Consider the following 19,760-nt stretch of genomic DNA (forward strand, 5'->3'; position numbering starts at 1 on the left):
TATGTGATGCACCCACTCTTAGTTGGCAGAAGCTAAGCGGGCTGCTGTTTTAGCAGTTGGGGCAAAACGAGCTTCTGTATCTTTCCAGCTTAGCTTGATAGGCGCTTCTGATTTATCCTGACAGGCACAATGTTCTAATGCAATGGTTTCCATAGACCGTTCACCTTTTTTGATTCGAAAATCAAATGCTTCAGTGTTTGCAAATGGCAGTTCCAATGTGATTTCATTGAGGCTTTCACTTATCACAAATGCCAGAGGCAAAGGAGTATTTTCGGTAGTAGTACCTCCTTCTGTGCATCCACCGCTCACTTCCTGATTTTTATAGCCATCAAAATTACTTCCGGATGCAAACACAGTAAGTACTTTCCGGTCTTTGTCCCAACCGTATATAGCAAAGAATCTATTGGTAGCACTTGAGGCATCAACGCTATATGGAATATTGATTTCCGGACTTCCTATTACCTTATTGGAAACACCAAATTGTCCAGGGTTACAGGGGCAGGTGTACGAACAGGACCCACCCGCTTTATAGGTTGCCTTCGAATCTTTGGCAAATGGATGTGAAGGGATTACATCTGGACTCTCAATAGGCTTGGGGGTTTCACCAGGGGCAGTTCGGTAACGGTGTACATCCGCACGAAGGTGAAGCACAACATCCACTGTACGGGTATAATACTTTCCGGTTTCGCTCCAGGTAAATGGAATATACCATTCCGTAAGAGGTACACTGTTGCTTTTCTGATCATATGCTTTCACGATTACCTCTCCGGCAGCCCCATTTCCACTTACAGGAATGGTACAGGTAATCTTATCCGGCTTCCACTCATTTACAGTCACCTTTGTTCCATTGACTGTAACTTCCCGTTTGGCATCTCCGGGGTCAGTACCAAAAATGCCATAAATTGTCAGCTTGCTTGCCAGTTCGTCTATTTCCATATAGGCAATACTAGGCTTCAGACTAGCATGTGTGTCTGGTCCAACTGTAGAGGCATGATGTAATATAGCCGTTTCCCCTTCAACAGTTGAGATAGCAAACCCTTTTTGTATCATATTAGTCATCACAGCGTCTATATCAAACGGACGCTGAGAAGGGGTTTCTTTTGGAATACCGAGATTCGGGTTATTACTCGTGTAATCAGCTCCCAACAAGCGATCAAACAAAAACTTGGCAGACCGATAAGCATCTTTATCCAGTACCCGTTTGCTCCAGCCAATATAGGTAGCCTTTTTTTCCTGTGCTTTATTTATAAATGCTCCAGCCCACACATCGCCACCCTCGTCCAACATATAGCTGTTACAGGCATCGAGGTAAATAAGTGCATTTTTACCAAAGCTCATGTATGTATTTACAAAGTCCTGAGTAATTACATAGTGTGCTTCTTTGATAGGATTTCCTCGTGTAGGCTCATTGTATTTAGCGACCATATATCCCAGTCGTTTTTTATCCAGATCATCCTTGTATTTAGCTTCGTTTGCTACTGTACAGGAATCTGTAGTCCAAAACCCAATCAATGCATCCGGAAAGTCTTCTCCATCTATCGAAAGCTTATCTTTTGGCTTGATACGCCCTCCATGTGTGCTTAGGTAAAACACTGCTGTTTCCGCTCCGACACCTTTCAGATTATCAATACTAGCCCGTTCCTTTTTGATCTGATATCCAGTTTTGGGAATGGCAAATATCCGTTCTAGTTCAGGAGGAATATCAATAAAAGCAGATCCCATTCCACTGAAAAGGAGTACCTTTTTTGTATCAGGCAATTCCGTTTCTCTGGCACTACTGGCAGGCGCTGTAATTTGTTCGTTCTCAAAAGCAATCCGCCCACTCCTGTCTTCAAAAGGAGCTTGAGGCCTGTTGTCGACAAACATCACAAAACGACCATCTGTGAAGATAGCCCATGCATTCTGTGACTCATCATCATAACCCGATGCAATAAACTCCGGACGGGTTTTAAGCCAGGCCATCAGTTGTTGCCTGGCTTGTGCAGTATCCTCATTCTGTAAGGAGGTATACTTTGCTGTACATTCTGCCAATAAAGTCATTCTTTGCTCTGGAGTAATCTCCTGTCCTGTATAGTTACCAGGTCCTAACTCATTGGTTTTACAAGAGTTGTTGATTAGCAAACAAAGCAATAAGACTATAGAAGAGAAGAGAGCTTTCATGTAGTGTTTGGATAAAAAAATACTCGTCTGTACAATGAATCTGAGCCTGCAATGGGTGTAAAAACGTTCTCAGGAATAAAACAGGATAAATCTGTTTAATTCTATCAGAGAAGCTAGCTATTTCAACTCTCCAAGCCATTGCTGAGCAAAATCGCGGGCAGCCATGGTAGGTTCTTTTCCTGCACGATAAAACAGCTTCCACAAATCACTTTTCTTTTCATACACAGGATTAACAAACTTCTTCTGATTGTACTTGTTAGCTTTTACTTCAGCTGCAAAATCTACAGAGTTAGCTGTTTCGATTACATTTTTCAGACGCAGGCGAACCATATTAGTATACTTATTATTTTCGTAGTCCTCCTGAGCCTTCTGAATACGAGCTTCTTCTTTTTTGATGTAGTCATCACCAGAACTGGTATTACCCTGTGCAGCCGCAGTGGCTTTTTGCGGATTCTTCAGATACTCCTGCATTTCTGCCCAGTCTTCTTTACTCATCTGGTTTTTCATCATATCCATCATTTCCGGATGTTCTTTTAATATCTTAGCCATCTGCTGCTGACTTTCATTCATTTTCTTAGTACTGGCAGCCATATCTCCTTTCTGCTTTGCGCTCTGTTTTTTCATCTCTTCCAGACGAGCTACATCCCCGGCAGCCTTGGGATCATAAAATCCTTTTTCTTTCAGATAGGCCTGCCATTCGCCTTTAAATTGCTCTGACTGAACGTATGTTTTTACTATGGCACCCAGAGATTTTACAGCAGCAGCCTGAGACCCTGCTGGAAGTGATTTTGCTTTCTTTACGAAATTATATAAAGAATATTCGCTCCACGATGGCAGTGTGAATCCGGTTTTGGCACCGTACATGGTCACTTTTTCAACTTGCGTCTGAGTAAGATTGAGGTCACTTAGTGTATCTGTAGCTTTCCAGGCTACCAACACCATCAGGCTAAGGGAAAGAATAGTTTTCATTGATCCGTTGAGAGTAAGGGTTGAAGGATTCTGTCAGTAAGGCACTATTTCCAAGCAAACTTACCGGGATTCAACAGTCGGATCAATAGAATAAAAGTTAGGTATAGTGTTAGTAGTTACCTTTTGATAAAAAGCAGACTAATACAAAATTCGGGATTAAATAAAGGTCATTTCTGAAAGAATCTTTTCCCCTTTATTGCCCACTTGAAAGGATCTTACGCCACACCAGGTCGTGATAGGCATAGCGGAAAGATCTTTTCAGTGGGCAAGGAGGATGTTTTTTCTTTATATAAGAGACATCATTTCTAAAAAGATATAGGATAGGATTAAGGTACGCAGGTGTGCTCCTACATTGTCCGAATCTTCAGGACATTCCTCTATTCACTCCGTAAACTTTTTGTTGGGTTCATAAGAGCAGCTTTGAGACTTTGAAAGCTTATTGTAAATAATGTAATGACAATGGATGCTATGCCCGCCAGTCCAAAAATCCACCAGGCTATATCAACCTTGTACACAAAATCCTGCAACCACTGATGGGTAGCATACCAGGCTATCGGAGAGGCTACTAGTAACGCTATGCCGATCAGTAGCAGGAAGTCTCTGGAAAGTAGAAGGAGAATAGTATATACACTGGCTCCGAGTATTTTCCGTATACCAATTTCTTTCATCCGTTGCTCTGTAGTGAACATAACTAGTCCAAGCAGGCCAACACAGGAAATCAGGATGGTAATGGCTGTTGCGGTGTTGACCAGTTGAGAGGTTCTCTGCTCTTTTTCATAAAACTGTGCAATGGCATCATCCAGAAAAACATAGCTAAATTTGTTGCTAGGATAGACTTCTTTCCATGCCTTTTCTATTTCGTCAATGGTCGTTTTCACTTCCTGCAGGTCTTTGCTCTTTAGCTTAATGGCTATATTTCGGGCTCCGGGAGAGGTAGTGATAAATGTAGGCGCAATCTTCTCGTGCATACTTTGTTGATGAAAGTCGGCCACTACGCCTACAATAGGATAATACTTATCACGCCATACTAACTGCCTGCCAATTGCATCCATCGGATGTTTAAAGCCTAGTGCTTTCACAAATGTAGCATTGATAACAAACTCACTGGCAGTATCACTTTTCAGATGGCTGCGTCCAGCCAGCAGCTTCATTTCATAAAAGGGAATATACTCTTCATTGCCCATCTTATAGGCTGCATCGAGCTGTATTTCTGTCTTGCCTTTGTATACTACCCGGTCTAGCCCATAGTTGATTCCCATAGGTTCCAGTACTTCGAGTATGGCTTTTTTTACACCAGACACTTGCTGAACCTTGTTATACAAAACTTCCAGATTATTACCACGGGGACCTCTGGGAGAGGTAAGGGTTATTACTGCATCTGATTTAAATCCCATATCTTTGTTTCGCATAAAGCTAAGTTGCCGCTCTACCATCAGTGTACCAATAATAAATATCAGGGATACCGTAAACTGAAATACAATTAACCCTTTACGTAAGTAGCCCTTTTGCCCCCCTTTCAGTGCGGTTTGTCCCTTCAATGTTAGAGCGGGTAGATAAGATGACAGTACCCAGGAGGGGTAAAATCCTGCTAGTAAAGCGGTTGTTACTGTGAGAAGTAACAGGAATAGCAATGTATGTGAGTCCAGTATCTGAAATGTCACCTCATCTGGAACAAAGTTCTGAAATGCAATCAGTACAGGTTTGGTTAATAACAATGCAAGAATAATAGCTACCAGTGTAGTCAGCAAAGACTCCATTAAAAACTGAAAGATCAGATTGCGACGATTGCTTCCCAGCACCTTCCGGATTCCTACTTCCTTGGCCCATTGTGCGGATTGTGCGGTAGCCATATTGATAAAGTTGATCATGGCAATCACCAGAATAAACCCTGCGATTCCCATAAGGCCATAGAGGGTAGGCAGGTGAGCTTTTCGGGAATAGTTATCGCCATACTCTGCATTGAAGTGCAGGTCTGATAAGGGTTGTAAGCCTGGCACTATCTTCAGGTCTTTCTGAAAATGCGCTTTGGAAAATTGTTGAAACTGGGGTTCCAACTGGGCTGGTGTGGTTCCCTGAGGTAGTTTTACAAACGCTTGTGAGGCTGACCAGATATCATCCCATTGTTCAAGATTGATGTTACCTTTCAGCCTACTGGCATTGATAGTTGCCAGAGATATAAAATCCGTGAAGGTAAAATCAGTCTGCTGGTCCCAGTCTTTTACAATACCTGCTACATTGGTTCGGACAGAATCATGGTAAATCACCTCTCTACCTATCATGGCTTCCAGTGGAATATCACCAAAATATTTGTGAGCTTTTCGTTCGGATAAAACTACTTTGAAAGGTTCGTTTAAGGCAGTCTTCGGATTACCAATCAGCCAGGTATAGTGAAAGATATCAAAGTAAGAAGGCTCTGTCAGTATGATTTCAGCCTTATCCACTCCCCACTGGCGTCTTTCCAAACGTTTGGGTTCTTCTTTTCCATCAGGAATCAGCACATCGGTTTCTGTATTGTGAAAGGCAGCTATTGTCTCTATACCCGATATTTCTTTGCGCATAGCAGCTGGAACGGCATTAGGCAGAAATCCAAAGGGTTGATCTTCTGCATTAGGACCAAAGTGTCCTTTACCAATTAGCCGGTATATCCGTTCCTTATCCGGATGGAAGGTATCATAACTCAGTTCAAAATGTGTGATTAGATAGATCACCATACAGGCTGTAAGCCCCAGCGTAAGACCAAACAGGTTAATAGCAGTGCTTGTTCTGTGCCGTGTCAGATGGCGAAAAGCAGTTTTCAGGTAGTTGCGTAGCATATCCGGAGAGTATATAGGTGTGGAATGATGTGTATGTTTACGCCTTGAGCGTTTGAAAGCAAACGGATGAATAAATCCCATTACATCCAGCCAGTAGTTCCATTGAGCCTTTCGCTTTCCTTTGGTCTGTACCTGGTAGGCAAACTCCTCCTGCAGATCGCCTTGTATTTCTTCCAGCAAATCCGGATCACAAAACTGTTCAAGTAATTTATCTGCCCATTGTGAAGGACTAGGTTTGGTAGAGTTATGCATGGATGTATAATCGGTTGAGTTACTAGCTTGTAGTATATAGATGCCAGTCGGTTGATATTTGTTCTACTTTTGCTGATCAAATGTTTTGCCAATTTTTAAAAAGTGCTTTTCCAGCGAATCAGCTCATATTTCAGAAGGATTGGTGAATTTGTGGGTGTTCATTTTAGGACAATATTGTTCAGCATCGGACGCCAGGGTAAGAGACTATTTTCCTGTCCTATCGATTTCTTAAAAGACAGATTCAAATTCTGTTCAAACATGTCTAACAAAAGTTGAGACAGGTTTATCAATTGGAAATAAAAAATGATCTGTATTCGGATCATTTTTGCTTTTGACCGGAATACCGATCATGTTGAAAAAATATTCGAATAATGGTCAATTTCTTCTTTGACCGTTATTCCGTTCATTGACTCTGGTGACTGAAACTACAGTCATGTTTGAATAGTATTCAAACTCCGGTTATCTTTTACAAATATTGGTATTCAGGTTATATCTGATGAGTATCAGATTTTTGATAGTAGAAGCATATTGTGTCTACCTATTCTGCTTGCTGGTGGAAAATAACTGTCTACCTAGCCAGATGCCACAGTAGATAAGCCCTGCAAATGCTGCCAAAGTAGTAGCCATAGGTATTGCCAAACTCTTATATAGCACATTAAAAGTAAACTCCTGATCTTCTCTTTGGGTATGCCAGAGAATGAAGAAAAAATATAGTGTATGATACGCCAGCAGGGCGGTGAGTAGAAGTAAAAACCCTGCCACTATTTTACTACGTTTGCTCAGATAAGCCAGACCTAACAGACAATATCGGCCTAGAACAAATACTATCCAGAGTAGTACAATGAAGTGAAAGTAACCGATTACAAAATAGGTATCATGCAACTGAATGTCAATTACATTTCCCTCGTCTAGTGAGAAACGAACATCAAAAGAAGCGAAAACAATACTTGTAGCAATTCCTAACAAAATACCATTCCATAAAAGCTCTTTTCCTAACTTTGTTTTTAGCAGCATGAATATCAATACATTGATAAAGGTTATACGACTTCTTCGCAATGAAATGTACAATTCTTGTTAATATACACTCTACTTTTATACTGGGTATCTTTCTCACTTTGTTAGCATGTCAATCTGCATCAACAGATAAGAATAAAGATAGTAGGGCTGGTACATTGACTACTAATGAAAAAGCCAGTGTTTTTACGTTGGATCATTCCTACCAGTTTAATGACTTCAAAGTCGATTTATACAAAGGAAAGCTGGCAGATCCTGATTTTAGAAACAATCCTTTCGCCAGTGATACAGCATATGTACAATTTATTTCAGAAAGCTGTAAGAAAAATGCTATCAACTTTAGTGGTCATTATACAATCATCCACCGTTCGTGTGGCGCTGAGTGTGAACATATCTTCATTGTAGATAGAAAAACAGGAAGGATTTTCACTGATATACATCCCAATGATGGCCGATATGGATATGCTTATCAACCAGATAGCAAACTACTGATTGCCAATTCCAATCTTTTTATAGATAATACTTTTCATAAATATTTGGATTACTGGTGTAAACCTGAGTTTTATCAGTGGGAAAAAACTGATTTTGTTCTATTGAAATAGATACATTGGACATATCTCTGTAAGAAGATCAGAAGAGTAACTCTACTGTGTTAAAGAGTACTTCGTAAATAAAGCAGTGCCACCTCCAGCTGTAGGACTACAAGCATAGATTCCAGCCTTTACAATAGCCTCAGCCTTGTGCAGATAGGCAATACGGATTTGCTCAAATGCAGAACCCTGATAGCAGGCATAGACCTCTATATTCTGTCCTTTACGAATGATCTTGTATTCTATTTCCTGTATACCTGCTGCTACCCGTTGTGTAGACCAGTCTGAGTAGCCAAGGTTAGTCACTACCACCCCCAAATGTAAAAACTCAGGTGTTTCGTATTCACAGGATGTTTTGATCCAGTTATCCTCATCTATACGAATACATAAGCCTGCCTGATCAAACCGGTGTTTGGGAGTGAGGCGTACCTGGGTATACAACTCAAAATCTCTCTCTGTTTCTGTGTAGTAAAAGTGGGCATTGTCATTCCGGAAACCATAGTGTGTACGTTGCCAGAAGTCTGAGCCTGCATCAGGGGCGAGAAAAAATCCATCATCCTGAAAGTGCCATACGGCAGGTTCGTTCATCCATTGATAAGAAGCAAGTGATTCCTGAATAGTCATAGTAAGTGAGTTGGATCAAAGGTTATGGCAAATATATTCTCTAAAAATTACTTGACTTAAAAATAGTACAAAAGAAATAAGAGGATACTTTGCGGTGTAAAGTTATACAACTATAAATAAAAAGAAGCTGCGATGATAAAAACAAAAAAGTTACTAAAATTGGTAACCGAAAGACAAAAAGTAAGAAAATACTGAACTTTCACTCTGTGAAATAAATTTTTCTTTGGAATATTGAAAAATCTCTCAGATTATGTGATAGCAGATATTTTTGTATTAAAGATATTTTTGCGCAAAATAGGATAATTGCTATAAGAAAGAATAGAATCAAACTATACACTACTAAAGTAGACAGATTTTTAATTGCCAATGGTTAAGAAAAGAATAAAAAGAGGACTACGCATTACCCGCTATGTTATTTATAAAGAAACACTAGTAGATTATCGGGAACATATATGGTCGTTTATCGGGGCATTTGTAGGAATCTCCTGTATTGCCTTCTTACAAAGTAAAATGTTTCCCTACACAGATACTGTTTTTCTGATTGGCTCTTTTGGAGCTTCCAGTGTATTGATTTACGGTGCTATACAAAGTCCATTGGCACAACCCCGGAACCTGATCGGGGGACATGTACTTTCGGCTATAGTGGGCGTTTCTGTCTATCAGCTATTGCCTGATATCCTTTGGTTAACAGCACCACTGGCAGTTTCTTTGTCTATTGTATTGATGCAAGTGACCAAAACACTGCATCCACCCGGAGGTGCTACCGGACTGATTGCTGTGATCGGATCGGAAAAAATAAAACAACTAGGGTATTGGTATGTGATTTCTCCTGTGCTTACAGGCTGTCTGATTCTTCTGGTTGTGGCGCTTATTTTTAATAATATGACTGCCAACCGAACATATCCAACCAACCGAAAATTTACCCGTTTTTTGAAAAAAAGCTGGCCTAAACTGAAGAGGTATAAGTTGAAACGGCAACGCTACTCATTACCCTCCGAATCGCACTAGTTACTTTTTTCGCTGTAGATACTCTTTGTAGTGAAACATCTGAAATAATTGTTGGGTAAAACGTACTTGTAAGGTCAGATAGTGATCTGAGTGTGGTTCCGGATCATTGGTAAGACTGATGCCATCCAGCAGGTCTGTAGTCGTAAAATGGTAAACTGCCTCCAAGCCCAGACTTGACTGATCTGTCAGTCGCCAGCTTGCTCCAATACCTATAGGGAATGCAAAAGCAATAGGACTTCTGGCAGTTGCCTGCATAGGTTTGAGCCACTCCTGAGTTGAAGCATCTGCATTCACTTTTGTGCGATAATACAACACGCCGAATCCGGCAAGGAAGTAAGCATCCAGACTACGATTATATTGTTCTCCTACGGTTTTTGATGTGGTATTAATCTGAAGTGAGATAGCAGATCCAAACAAATGAGAATGAAATGCTAAATCTCCCCATGTCCCCGGCTTCGCCTTGGCTTGTAATGACTGATAGCTATTGTCCCAGCGAACAGAAATGTAGTTCGTAAACCGGTAGGACAGTCCTGCACTTAGGCCAATATTGAGATAATGATGTTGTAGGTCACTATCCTTTAGTCTGCATATATCACCAGCATAGCCTGCCAGTCCTATTCCTGCCACCAGAGAGAGTCGATTCTGGTAAGGATGTGCATAGGGTTTCAAAAATGAATTTGAGTGTTCATTAGGGGTTTTAGCTTTAGTTCGGCTACCCGTCTGGCTATACGCAGGTAAAAGACAATACACTATAAGGCAAAAGGCAAGCAATAGCCTACCCCTTGTCTGATGGAAACACTCTTCTTTTAGCAATGAAAAACCCCTATAATCCATTGCTAATTGGTTTCCTCTAAACTGATAAAGACAATGATCAGAGTTGTGATAAAATTTCATCCAGTTCTTTTTGTGTGACAGACGTAAACTCCATAGGTACCTGTAACGATGATTGAAGAGAAATGTTTTGTCTGCCAAGCCAAAGCGTTTCTCCTGTTTTAGCCAGGGCTATTAGTGTTGCTTCTTCATCCAGTGGTAGATGGCTGACCGGGATGAACACACCATTGATCTGTGTAGTTGAAACTACTGAGTGAATATTGGATGGAATCACAAAGAGACGTACCTGTGACAAAGCAGGCCCTTCACCCGAAATCTGCAAGGAAATCTGTACAGTAGAAGATGCCTCTGAGTAGACATAGGCTGGACTCAGCCAGGTGTCCAGCTGATTACTGGTAATGGTATAGTACTCTGGTGTGGAACCTGCCAATGCCCCCAGTTCTGCCCAAGTAGTTTGAGCGTCTTCTTTGTAAAAACGCATTTTAGTATGATCCGTTTTGGTACGTTTGGTTGGAATCTTGAGTGTGAAGTTTTTTCCTTCCATCATTTGAAGTGTGTCTCCATTGTACAGAATCGTAAGCATCACCTGACCGCCTGTCTCAAGTAATTCGGTAGTAGATACAGTAGATTTCCCAAATAGTAGGATTTCCTTTTTGCTGGTTAATAGTTTTACATGAGCATCTACTACACAATTACAGGGTATGTCAGAACCTTTTCCGGTAACACATAACTTGGGTAGAATAAGTATTACATCATCAGGTAGGATAACAGTATCTGTTTCTGAAACATCTGATTTTGCACTATCTACAGGTAAAGGAGTATCAGGAAGAAATACCTGGCCCGGAGGTAGTAGAACAGATGGATCTGTAGGAGATACCATGGCCACATAGTTATTGCAGGCCATAACAAAAATGATCAGGAGGATGGCTACCCCACCTATAAAGAAAGAATTTTTCATAAGACAAAATTCAGTTTGGATATATGTATACCCAGACGAAGCTTGTCATAAAAACGCTGGCGGTGAGATGAAAATAACTAGAGGTCTTTTTAATAGGTAAGATATGGGCAATAAAAAAACCCATATTCAGCGAATATGAGCTTAGTTCTGATTTTAACCTTAAACCTAACCTTTATGAATATTTTATAGCAAGTATCGCGCCAGTTTTGTCTATGTATCTGGATACTAAGTTCTTAAAAAATACCATTCAAAGGGTGTGAAAAAAGGTTGAAAACATACATGTGATTGATAATCAGATTATTTAAGAAATTTATCTTTTCTTAATCAGACTTTTACAACTTCCCGTTCACCTTGTGCCTGCATTGCGACTGGAATAGCTTCCAGAATTTCGGTTTTTAGGGCATCAATCATGCGTTTTTTTACATAATTCCTATGAGTTGCCAAACTTACTTCCCGTACAGGTGCAGGGCTCTCAAAGCGTCTTACACGCACAATTTGATCCGGATTTAGGTCTTGTAGGGAAAGTTCTGGCAAAATTGTGATGCCATCGTTGAGTTCAACCATCTTTTTGAGTGTTTCGATACTACCTACCTCATATTCAAAAGTAGTGCTGTCCTGGTAGCGATGTTTAAGTTCACACAGATTCATAATCTGAGAACGGATACAGTGTCCTTCTTCCAGTAGCCAGAGTTGGCGTACATCAATATCCCGAGCCAGAACGTAATTTTTTTTCATTAACTCGTTCGATTTTGACAGATATACTACAAATTCCTCATAAAACAGATGTTGGGTGAAGAGATTGTTGTCAGGAAGAGGGGTTACCAGTAGCCCTACATCAATCTGATTGCTTTTCAGTTTCTCAATTAACACCTCTGTTGTAAACTCAGCGATCTTAAGTTTTACCTGCGGGTATCGCTCTACAAATTTTTGCAGAAACAAAGGGAGCAGATAAGGTGCAAGTGTAGGAATAACTCCCAGACGCAATTCTCCGGAAATTTCATTTCGTTTGTCCTGTATAATTTCTTTGATCTTCTCCGCTTCCTTTAGTACTGTACGTGCCTGTTCGATAATTTCCATTCCTACTTCTGTAGGTACTACAGGTTGCTTGCTTCGGTCAAAGATTTTTACGTTCAGTTCTTCTTCCAACTTCTGGATCTGCATACTGAGTGTAGGCTGCGTAACACAGCAATGTTCTGCTGCTAACGAAAAATGTCGATAGGAGTCTACTGCTACAATGTATTCTAACTGTATGGTTGTCATGTATTCTTTGCAATAATTATTCTTTTGTGATTACTATTCTTTCTTTTCATGAGGTGTTTAGTCCTTCTATGTTTCCCTATCCTCTGAAAAGAACACTTCCTACTCTGTCCTCTTGGAAGAATCTCTCCTTTTGTCCTTCTGAAAGGATCTCGTGACAAATAGAGTTGCGTTCGTTTTTGGAGAGAAAAAATATACTCCAATCGGAAAGGTCGCCGGTCTTGTCAAGAGATCCTTTCAGGAGGACAATGGAAGGGTACTTCGAGAGTAACTCTACTACAAATATATAGATTATACTTATTGGTTGTTAAATAATATTGATTGTATCTATTATAATATCTATAGTGTTGCTATAAAGATTAAGATGTAAGAAGCTACACTATTTGTGTGTCAAAATTATACAGTAACGAGTTATTATAGAGTGTATTGAAGTGTTGTTAACTGATTACTGGGATTATGATAAATATAATTTTGCAAAGAGTGATTATAATCATTTTTCTTTGAGACAGAAATCATTCCGTTTGAAAAATACAATCACCATTTTTAGCCTCGAATAAAGAATAGGATAACAGCCTAAAAAAACACGTTCTAGCCTGTATAATAGCTGTCATCATTTTTTTCTATGAAATGATAAATAAAATCGATTTTTATTATCTGTCAATTTTATCCAATTTTGAATCGCTGATTTAAATAATACTTGTTTAACCTTTATATAATTTTTTCGACCATGCAAAACCGTATGTTATCTATCGGAGAGAAATTTCCTGAGTTCAAAAAAACAGCAGTAGTTTCTCTTGAAAAAGGTAATGAATTCTATGAAATTACAAGCCAGGATCATATCAACGCTGGCAAATGGCTGGTAATGTTCTGGTGGCCAAAAGATTTTACATTCGTATGTCCTACTGAGATTGCTGAATTCAACAAGAAAAACCAGGACTTCAAAGATCGTGATGCGATCCTGATTGGTGCTTCTACTGACTCTGAATTTGTGCACTTGGCATGGAGACAAAATCACGATGATCTGCGTGGTTTGAAATTCCCTATGCTGGCTGATACTTCTAAGTCACTGGCTGAAGAACTAGGTATCCTGGAAGCGAATGAGAAAATTGCTTATCGTGTAACATACATCGTAGATCCTCAAGGAATCGTACGTTGGGTAAGTGCTAACGACCTTTCTGTAGGACGTAACGTAGGTGAAGTAATCCGTGTGTTGGATGCATTGCAAACAGATGAACTTTGCCCTTGCAACTGGCAAAAAGGTGAAGCTACGTTGACTGCTTAATCTTACTCAAAATTCCTGGGGTTCGTAGTTCTGAGTGTTCTTAACTGCGGACCTCATTTCTTATCCTTTACTTTATACATTGACCTTTCGTTATAATTATGGATACTTTGCAACACGAAACCTTAAGTAGTCTGCTGGAAGAATTAAAAGTTGCCGATTATCAGCCAACAGCTGAAGTGGATAAACTGGCAGAAGTAGATCACCGGTATTTGCGTGATCTGCGTATCAATGTAACCAATGCCTTGAAGTATGACAATCTAAGCAAGAAAGAAAGTTATTTGCTGGCATTGGCTGTGGCTATCAATGAGAAACATGCTGCTTTGAAAACAACATTCGAAGCACTGGCTAAAGGAGAAGGTGCTACAGATGCTGAGCTAGCGGAAACAATCGCTTGTGTTTCTTTGCTGAACGTAAACAATGTGTTTTACCGTTTCCGTCACTTTACCAAAAAAGAATATTACGAACAAACACCGGCAGGGATCAAAATGTCTATCATGATGAATCCTGTGCTGGGCAAAGAATTCTTTGAATTGATGAGTTTGGGAGTATCTGCGTTGAATGGTTGTGAGATGTGTGTAAATGCGCACGAAGAATCTATTCTGAAAGTAGGTGGTTCACAAGCCCGTATTTATGATGCTGTTCGTTTGACAGCCGTTATGAAAGGACTTACTGCTATTTTTTAATAAATCATTGTAATACTTTTGATGTGAAAGCCTGGCTGCTTCTGGTGGTCGGGCTTCTTTTTTTTCACAGATGAGCACAAATAAAAAACGTCCGCGTTTCACAACGGGGACGTTTTTTATATATACTTTCTTATATTATTTTTTTCCTTTACCTGGTGCTTTAGGTGCAGCAGGTTTTTTAGCTGTTTCTTTTTTTGCTTTTGTAGCAGTTGCTGCTGCATCCTGTACTACTGCGGCTTTTTTAGGAGCTGCTGCTTTCTTCGGAGCTTCAGCCTTTTTTGGGGCTTCCTCTTTCTTAGGAGCTGCCGCTTTTTTTACAGGAGCTGTTTCTGTTTGTGTTGCTTTCGAAATATCATCAATCAGCTTTTGAGTGATTTGTTTAGAATATTTCTCCTGATTGGACTTCAGAAAGTCTACAGTTTCAGTTGCAACTTCATACAAACCCACAGGGTTTCCATCTGCACGATAGCTGTGAATCAGATATTTAATTTTGTCTGTAATAGAAGTAAACTCAGGATTGTTGAGTTTGGAGATTTTCTCGTATGCAGCGTCTAGGGCTTTGTCGAGTTTGGAAGCATCTGTACTCATGTTCAGAATAATTTAAGGTGGAAGGTTGAGAAAGTTATATACTGCGTACTACTAATCTTTTGACAGATAATGTTTTTTCCCTTGCGGTTAACGTAAAATTACAAAAACAACAAACACACAAAAAAATATTTTTTTGTATTTTTCTCACATCATGGCATTTATTGGTGAAAAACTTGAAGTTTTGTCTGAAACAATAGAAGAATGAGGGAGACAAGTACACTAAAAATACATAGCTGTGCTGATTTGTTTACTTTTTTGTTGTTATTTTATAGATACATACTGTCATGTTATTTCACTGACACAGAATTAATCTTTCTAGTCGAAAAATTATTGTAAAAAATATGTGCCAGTCATACTTGAGAGTATTCAGGATGTCCTTGCCATACTAAAGTAGGAGAATTATGTGGTATATGCAACTCATACGCGCAAGCTGCATTTTTTTTATTTGTTTTTCTACATCGAATGTATGGGCTGTAGAGACATTTCAGAGAGATACTGTTTACACCTCAAAAATAAAAACTTTCCGGGATATCTGGACTGAAACCAGTTTCTGTATTGATACATCCAATCAGCCTCTTTTCTGGAATCCTCCGTTGTCGGTTTATCACAAAGATTCTGCTTATTATGCAAATTTCCTTCCCAGCGAAAATGCATTTGTCAATCACTACCTGCGATTTATTCTACATAATGATGAGGCTGACACTGTAAAGCTGTATTTCTATGCAGATACACAGGAAAGTGTGTGGCTAAAAGAAGAAGATCTGATTGCACATACCGTACGGGAATTGCCTGTAGAAGACTATAAAGGGCGCATATATAGTGGCACTCAAACATTCTTACTGACTTTGTTGCCAGAGCAGACACTGGCATACACAGTTAAAATAATTCCACTAAAGACCCGGCATTCTGCTATTTCTCCAGCTCTGATCCGGCCAGAGTATGTCGCAGAACTTTTTCTAGGCGAATACAAATATGGAATTGCGGATCTGCTGCAATTCACCATCTTCTGGGGTATGCTTCTGATGATGTTGCTGTATATCTTTTTCAAATATCTTCAGGTGCGTTCCATAGAGTATCTGTACTATTCAGGTTATATTTTGTTCTTCCTGTTTTATTTTCTGTATAGAGGCAATGCATTGAATCTTGCACCTGTGCAGCGTATGCCATTCTTTGTATACTACTGGGGAAGTATCACACAGTTTATCGCCAACTGCTTTTATTTCGCCTTCTTCCGGCGCTTTCTAACTGTCTCTCAGGTGTTGCCTCGGCTGGATAAAATTCTACGTTGGGCTACAGCTGTTCTGATTGCCTACATCTGTATAGATTTTGTTTTATTCCTTTTTCCAAAGACCTACTTCTTCCGCTGGTTTTTATGGGATATCATCCGGGCATCACTGATCATTCTTTCTGTCGTAGCCTTGTTTATTATTGTACAACTGCGCAATCGGTTGATGTGGTATATCTTTACAGGTAGTCTGGCAATGGCTTTCTGGGGATTGCTGGCAATGGTATTGTCGTATTATCCGGGTACAATAGAAAACCTGCCTATGCCATTCAGGTCACCTTTATTTTACTTTCAATTAGGTATTACTATTGAGCTACTCTGTTTTGCCTTAGGACTTGGGTATAAAAACAAACGGGATGAGATTGAGAGAGCAGAAGCACAGGAGGCTTTGAAAATAGAACAGACACAGAAAGAATTTGAGAAATACAAAGCGGCGGTAGAAGCGAGAGAGGCGGAGCGTAAACGAATTGCATCTGAAATGCATGATGACATCGGGTCGGGACTCACCTCTATTTTATTTCTGAGTAATGCTATGCATCAGAATGTACAGAACGGGCAATCGGCGCTTACAGAAAAAATTTCTCTTATGGCTTCCGGACTGGTAGATCAGATGAGCAATATTATCTGGTCTATGAATAAGGAGTATGATACCCTGCAAGACCTGATTGCTTATACCAGAAGTCATATAAGTGAATTACTGGAAAATGCAGAAGTCAACTATGTGTTTCATGTACAGGAATCTTTACCTGAAATCTCGTTGAATGGAGTGCAGCGCCGGAATATTTATCTGGTTATCAAAGAAGCGGTACACAATGCCATTAAACATGCAGAGGCTTCACAGGTAGTGGTGGATTTTCGTTATGATGACTCGTTAAAAATTACGATTCAGGATGATGGCAAAGGTTTTGTGAAAGGTGAGACCCGGAAGTATGGAAATGGCATGAAAAATATGCAGCAACGGATGAAAGACATTGAAGGTGGTATTACATGGGATACCGAAGCAGAAACAGGGACCAGAGTCTGTCTTGAAATACTTTTATCCATTCCATTCAGTCGGTAAATGAACCTCTTCTATAACTTTTGTACTATTGTCTTATCACCAATCAGCCAATACATTTGTTAGTATGGAAACCATTCGAATTAGTGTTGTAGAAGATATTTCTGAGATCAGAGAAGGTATTCGGTTTGTCATTAATCAGACACCCGGTTTTGAATGTGTCTCTGTCTATGAGAATGCAGAAGATGCGGCGGCGGCATTGCCAGCCCTACGTCCGGATATTGTTGTGATGGACATCAACCTTCCGGGAATGAGTGGAATAGATTGTATCCGAAAAGTAAGAGCAGTAACTTCACATATACAGTTTATGATGTTTACTGTATTTGAAGAGGGCGAACAGGTTTTTGAGGCACTCTCTGCCGGAGCTTCAGGGTATCTGCTAAAGAAAACACCTCCTCATAAGATTATAGAGGCTTTACAGGAACTACATGAGGGCGGATCGCCCATGAGTGCCTCCATTGCCCGTAAGATCGTTAATTCCTTCCAGAAAACACCTCCCTTAGAGGAAAGCCAGAAACTATCTGCACGTGAGAAAGAAATCCTGGATCATCTTGCCAAAGGACTTTTGTACAAGGAGATAGCCAGTAAACTTTCCATCAGTACCGGAACTGTACGCCAACACATCCATAATATCTACGAAAAGCTGCATGTACAAAACCGCACCGAAGCAATCAACAAAGTTTTCGGCAGGTAAGGGCGTTATTTTAAGGAAATCACTCAGAAAATACCCTCCTATCCTTCTGAAAGAAACACTTATCCTCTTTTTTCCTAATAGGTTGTCTAAAACATTGAAGAACGAAGAATTATCGGATAAGATAAAACATGTGGCCTCCCTATAAATATCGGATTATAGCAAACATGATTTGCGGGAAACTGGTCGCACACATGCCTTATTTTGTCCCATATCTTATCTGGAAATGAAGGTTTTAAAAGGAGAGTGCAGGTTCGATTAGAAAGACGCTGGTTCGAACGTCCGTTCGGACCTAATTTGAAAGCGACGTCCGTTGCGTTGGGGCAAATTGAGCCATGTTCAGATTTGTGATAGTACCCAAACAAGGTTTTACCCACCAACGCAGCGTCCTATCACTGCTGTCAAGGTAAGAAAAAACACATTTAAAATGTAGGTCTGCTTCTTCCCCAAGTTGGTGTTATGCACCAACTTGAACTGAGGGAAAGTGGTCGTTGGTGATAACACCAACGACGGAAATAAGGGTCTTTGCCTTAAGTTGACAGCATTGAACGTCCGCTGCTCTCAAAATGGGCACAAATGGACATTTGTGCCAGAAATTTTCTTTATTTCTAGAAAAGTTATGGAACAAGATAAGGCACGTGGGTGCGCCCTTACCTTTTCCGTGATTCAGACAAATGGGGTTGTTGATTACTTATACAAATGCTGGTCCTGTATATAATCAATGCCATTTTTCTCTAAATAAGCAATGCCCCACTTGCTCAAAAACTCATACATAGGAGACATACTTATCCCTTGTTCTGTCAGAAAATATTCCACTCGTAAGGGCTTCTCAGAAAGAATACGTCGGCCTATCATATTGTCTTTCTCTAATTCCTTTAGTTGCTGTGTCAATACTTTCTCAGCCACTCCCGGCAGGTTATCCCGTAACTCACTAAAACTTCTCTTCTCAAAATGAAAGAGATTAAATAGAATCAGAATCTTCCATTTGCCACTGATGAAGCGGAGAGATACATCAACCGGACAGGTATATACTTTATCGTGCAAGGTGATCATGTTGTATCAATGTTTGATTAAATACAGGCTTACCTTTTGGTAAGGTATTGACTGCTAGAACAAAGATAGATAAGTTTACCAGCAATTAATTACTTACTTTTTTGTCATCACACCCGGATCTGCTATGCCTGTACCTGAAACAAAATCTACTCCCACACTCTATGAATGGGCGGGAGGAATGGAAGTATTTGAAAAACTGATGGATGCTTTTTACACTCAGGTACTTCAGGACCCACTGCTTGAACCTGTATTCCGGCATATGTCACCCAATCACAGGCGGCATGTAGCACACTTTATTGCTGAAGTCATGGGAGGCCCCAAACTGTATAGCAGTGAGGAAGGAAGCCATTTTAAGATGATTCAAAAACACCTGTCCAAGCATCTGACCGAACAACACCGTAAACGCTGGGTTGAGCTTTTGCTCACCACCGCTGATACCCTGCAACTTCCCGATAACCCGGAGTTTCGTTCAGCTTTTGTCGCTTATATTGAGTGGGGCACACGTATCGCTGTGATTAACTCCAATCTGGAAGAAATCCCTATGGCTCCTGATGAACCTATGCCACGCTGGGGCTGGGGAGAACCCGGCGGACCATACATTCCAGGATAATTTCTGAGTTTTATAACAGGTGTAAGTGTATGAGC

The 19,760-nt window shown here is 40.2% G+C and carries 17 protein-coding genes; 7 read left to right on the forward strand and 10 right to left on the reverse strand.

Annotation, left to right across the window (positions count from 1 at the left end):
• Positions 1 to 18: 18 nt before the first annotated feature.
• From QNI15_RS01370 to QNI15_RS01385, 4 genes are all read right to left on the reverse strand, one after another.
• Complete coding sequence (locus QNI15_RS01370) at positions 19 to 2,160, reverse strand: IPT/TIG domain-containing protein (protein ID WP_314030153.1); 2,142 nt, start codon at positions 2,158 to 2,160, stop codon at positions 19 to 21.
• Positions 2,161 to 2,277: 117 nt separating this feature from the next.
• Positions 2,278 to 3,129: a hypothetical protein gene (locus QNI15_RS01375; RefSeq protein ID WP_314030155.1), complete on the reverse strand. Its 852-nt coding sequence runs from the start codon at positions 3,127 to 3,129 to the stop codon at positions 2,278 to 2,280.
• Between the two features lie 377 nt (positions 3,130 to 3,506).
• A complete protein-coding gene (locus QNI15_RS01380; protein ID WP_314030157.1) occupies positions 3,507 to 6,194 on the reverse strand; it encodes a permease prefix domain 2-containing transporter in 2,688 nt (895 codons plus the stop codon).
• A gap of 534 nt (positions 6,195 to 6,728) precedes the next feature.
• Positions 6,729 to 7,208: a hypothetical protein gene (locus QNI15_RS01385; RefSeq protein WP_314030159.1), complete on the reverse strand. Its 480-nt coding sequence runs from the start codon at positions 7,206 to 7,208 to the stop codon at positions 6,729 to 6,731.
• A 101-nt stretch (positions 7,209 to 7,309) separates the two neighbouring features.
• Between QNI15_RS01385 and QNI15_RS01390 the strand changes: the two genes are divergently transcribed.
• Positions 7,310 to 7,810, forward strand: a complete 501-nt coding sequence (locus QNI15_RS01390; RefSeq protein ID WP_314030161.1) for a hypothetical protein — start codon at positions 7,310 to 7,312, stop codon at positions 7,808 to 7,810.
• A gap of 42 nt (positions 7,811 to 7,852) precedes the next feature.
• Here the strand turns inward: QNI15_RS01390 and QNI15_RS01395 are convergent, their stop codons facing one another.
• Positions 7,853 to 8,422: a DUF1349 domain-containing protein gene (locus QNI15_RS01395; protein WP_314030163.1), complete on the reverse strand. Its 570-nt coding sequence runs from the start codon at positions 8,420 to 8,422 to the stop codon at positions 7,853 to 7,855.
• A 366-nt stretch (positions 8,423 to 8,788) separates the two neighbouring features.
• Here QNI15_RS01395 and QNI15_RS01400 point away from each other — a divergent pair, with 366 nt between their 5' ends.
• Positions 8,789 to 9,430, forward strand: coding sequence for an HPP family protein (locus QNI15_RS01400; protein WP_314030165.1), 642 nt, complete (start codon positions 8,789 to 8,791; stop codon positions 9,428 to 9,430).
• Here the strand turns inward: QNI15_RS01400 and QNI15_RS01405 are convergent, their stop codons facing one another.
• The 3 genes from QNI15_RS01405 to QNI15_RS01415 form a co-directional block, all read right to left on the reverse strand.
• On the reverse strand, positions 9,431 to 10,099 hold the full coding sequence (locus QNI15_RS01405; protein WP_314030167.1) for a hypothetical protein: 669 nt from the start codon (positions 10,097 to 10,099) through the stop codon (positions 9,431 to 9,433).
• 202 nt (positions 10,100 to 10,301) lie between these two features.
• Positions 10,302 to 11,219, reverse strand: a complete 918-nt coding sequence (locus QNI15_RS01410; protein ID WP_314030169.1) for a hypothetical protein — start codon at positions 11,217 to 11,219, stop codon at positions 10,302 to 10,304.
• A 324-nt stretch (positions 11,220 to 11,543) separates the two neighbouring features.
• On the reverse strand, positions 11,544 to 12,479 hold the full coding sequence (locus tag QNI15_RS01415) for a hydrogen peroxide-inducible genes activator (RefSeq protein WP_313975051.1): 936 nt from the start codon (positions 12,477 to 12,479) through the stop codon (positions 11,544 to 11,546).
• Positions 12,480 to 13,203: 724 nt separating this feature from the next.
• On the opposite strand from QNI15_RS01415, the gene QNI15_RS01420 reads away from it, so the two are divergent.
• Together QNI15_RS01420 and QNI15_RS01425 are read left to right on the forward strand one after the other, a co-directional pair.
• Positions 13,204 to 13,758: a peroxiredoxin gene (locus QNI15_RS01420; RefSeq protein ID WP_313975053.1), complete on the forward strand. Its 555-nt coding sequence runs from the start codon at positions 13,204 to 13,206 to the stop codon at positions 13,756 to 13,758.
• A gap of 98 nt (positions 13,759 to 13,856) precedes the next feature.
• Positions 13,857 to 14,441: a carboxymuconolactone decarboxylase family protein gene (locus QNI15_RS01425; RefSeq protein ID WP_313975055.1), complete on the forward strand. Its 585-nt coding sequence runs from the start codon at positions 13,857 to 13,859 to the stop codon at positions 14,439 to 14,441.
• A gap of 135 nt (positions 14,442 to 14,576) precedes the next feature.
• Here QNI15_RS01425 and QNI15_RS01430 read toward each other — a convergent pair whose 3' ends face one another.
• A complete protein-coding gene (locus tag QNI15_RS01430) occupies positions 14,577 to 15,029 on the reverse strand; it encodes a hypothetical protein (RefSeq protein ID WP_313993352.1) in 453 nt (150 codons plus the stop codon).
• 410 nt (positions 15,030 to 15,439) lie between these two features.
• On the opposite strand from QNI15_RS01430, the gene QNI15_RS01435 reads away from it, so the two are divergent.
• Positions 15,440 to 17,374 carry a sensor histidine kinase gene (locus QNI15_RS01435; RefSeq protein WP_314030171.1) on the forward strand — a complete coding sequence of 645 codons (1,935 nt, stop codon included), beginning with the start codon at positions 15,440 to 15,442 and terminating at the stop codon, positions 17,372 to 17,374.
• A gap of 64 nt (positions 17,375 to 17,438) precedes the next feature.
• The gene (locus QNI15_RS01440) at positions 17,439 to 18,065 is read left to right on the forward strand and encodes a response regulator transcription factor (RefSeq protein ID WP_314030173.1); all 627 of its coding nucleotides are present in this window, start codon (positions 17,439 to 17,441) and stop codon (positions 18,063 to 18,065) included.
• Positions 18,066 to 18,749: 684 nt separating this feature from the next.
• Here QNI15_RS01440 and QNI15_RS01445 read toward each other — a convergent pair.
• Positions 18,750 to 19,115: a winged helix-turn-helix transcriptional regulator gene (locus QNI15_RS01445; RefSeq protein WP_313975062.1), complete on the reverse strand. Its 366-nt coding sequence runs from the start codon at positions 19,113 to 19,115 to the stop codon at positions 18,750 to 18,752.
• A 124-nt stretch (positions 19,116 to 19,239) separates the two neighbouring features.
• On the opposite strand from QNI15_RS01445, the gene QNI15_RS01450 reads away from it, so the two are divergent.
• Complete coding sequence (locus QNI15_RS01450) at positions 19,240 to 19,725, forward strand: group II truncated hemoglobin (RefSeq protein ID WP_314030175.1); 486 nt, start codon at positions 19,240 to 19,242, stop codon at positions 19,723 to 19,725.
• Positions 19,726 to 19,760 lie beyond the last annotated feature (35 nt).

The sequence above is a fragment of the Xanthocytophaga flava genome (assembly GCF_030068545.1).
Classification (GTDB): Bacteria; Bacteroidota; Bacteroidia; order Cytophagales; family 172606-1; genus Xanthocytophaga; species Xanthocytophaga flava.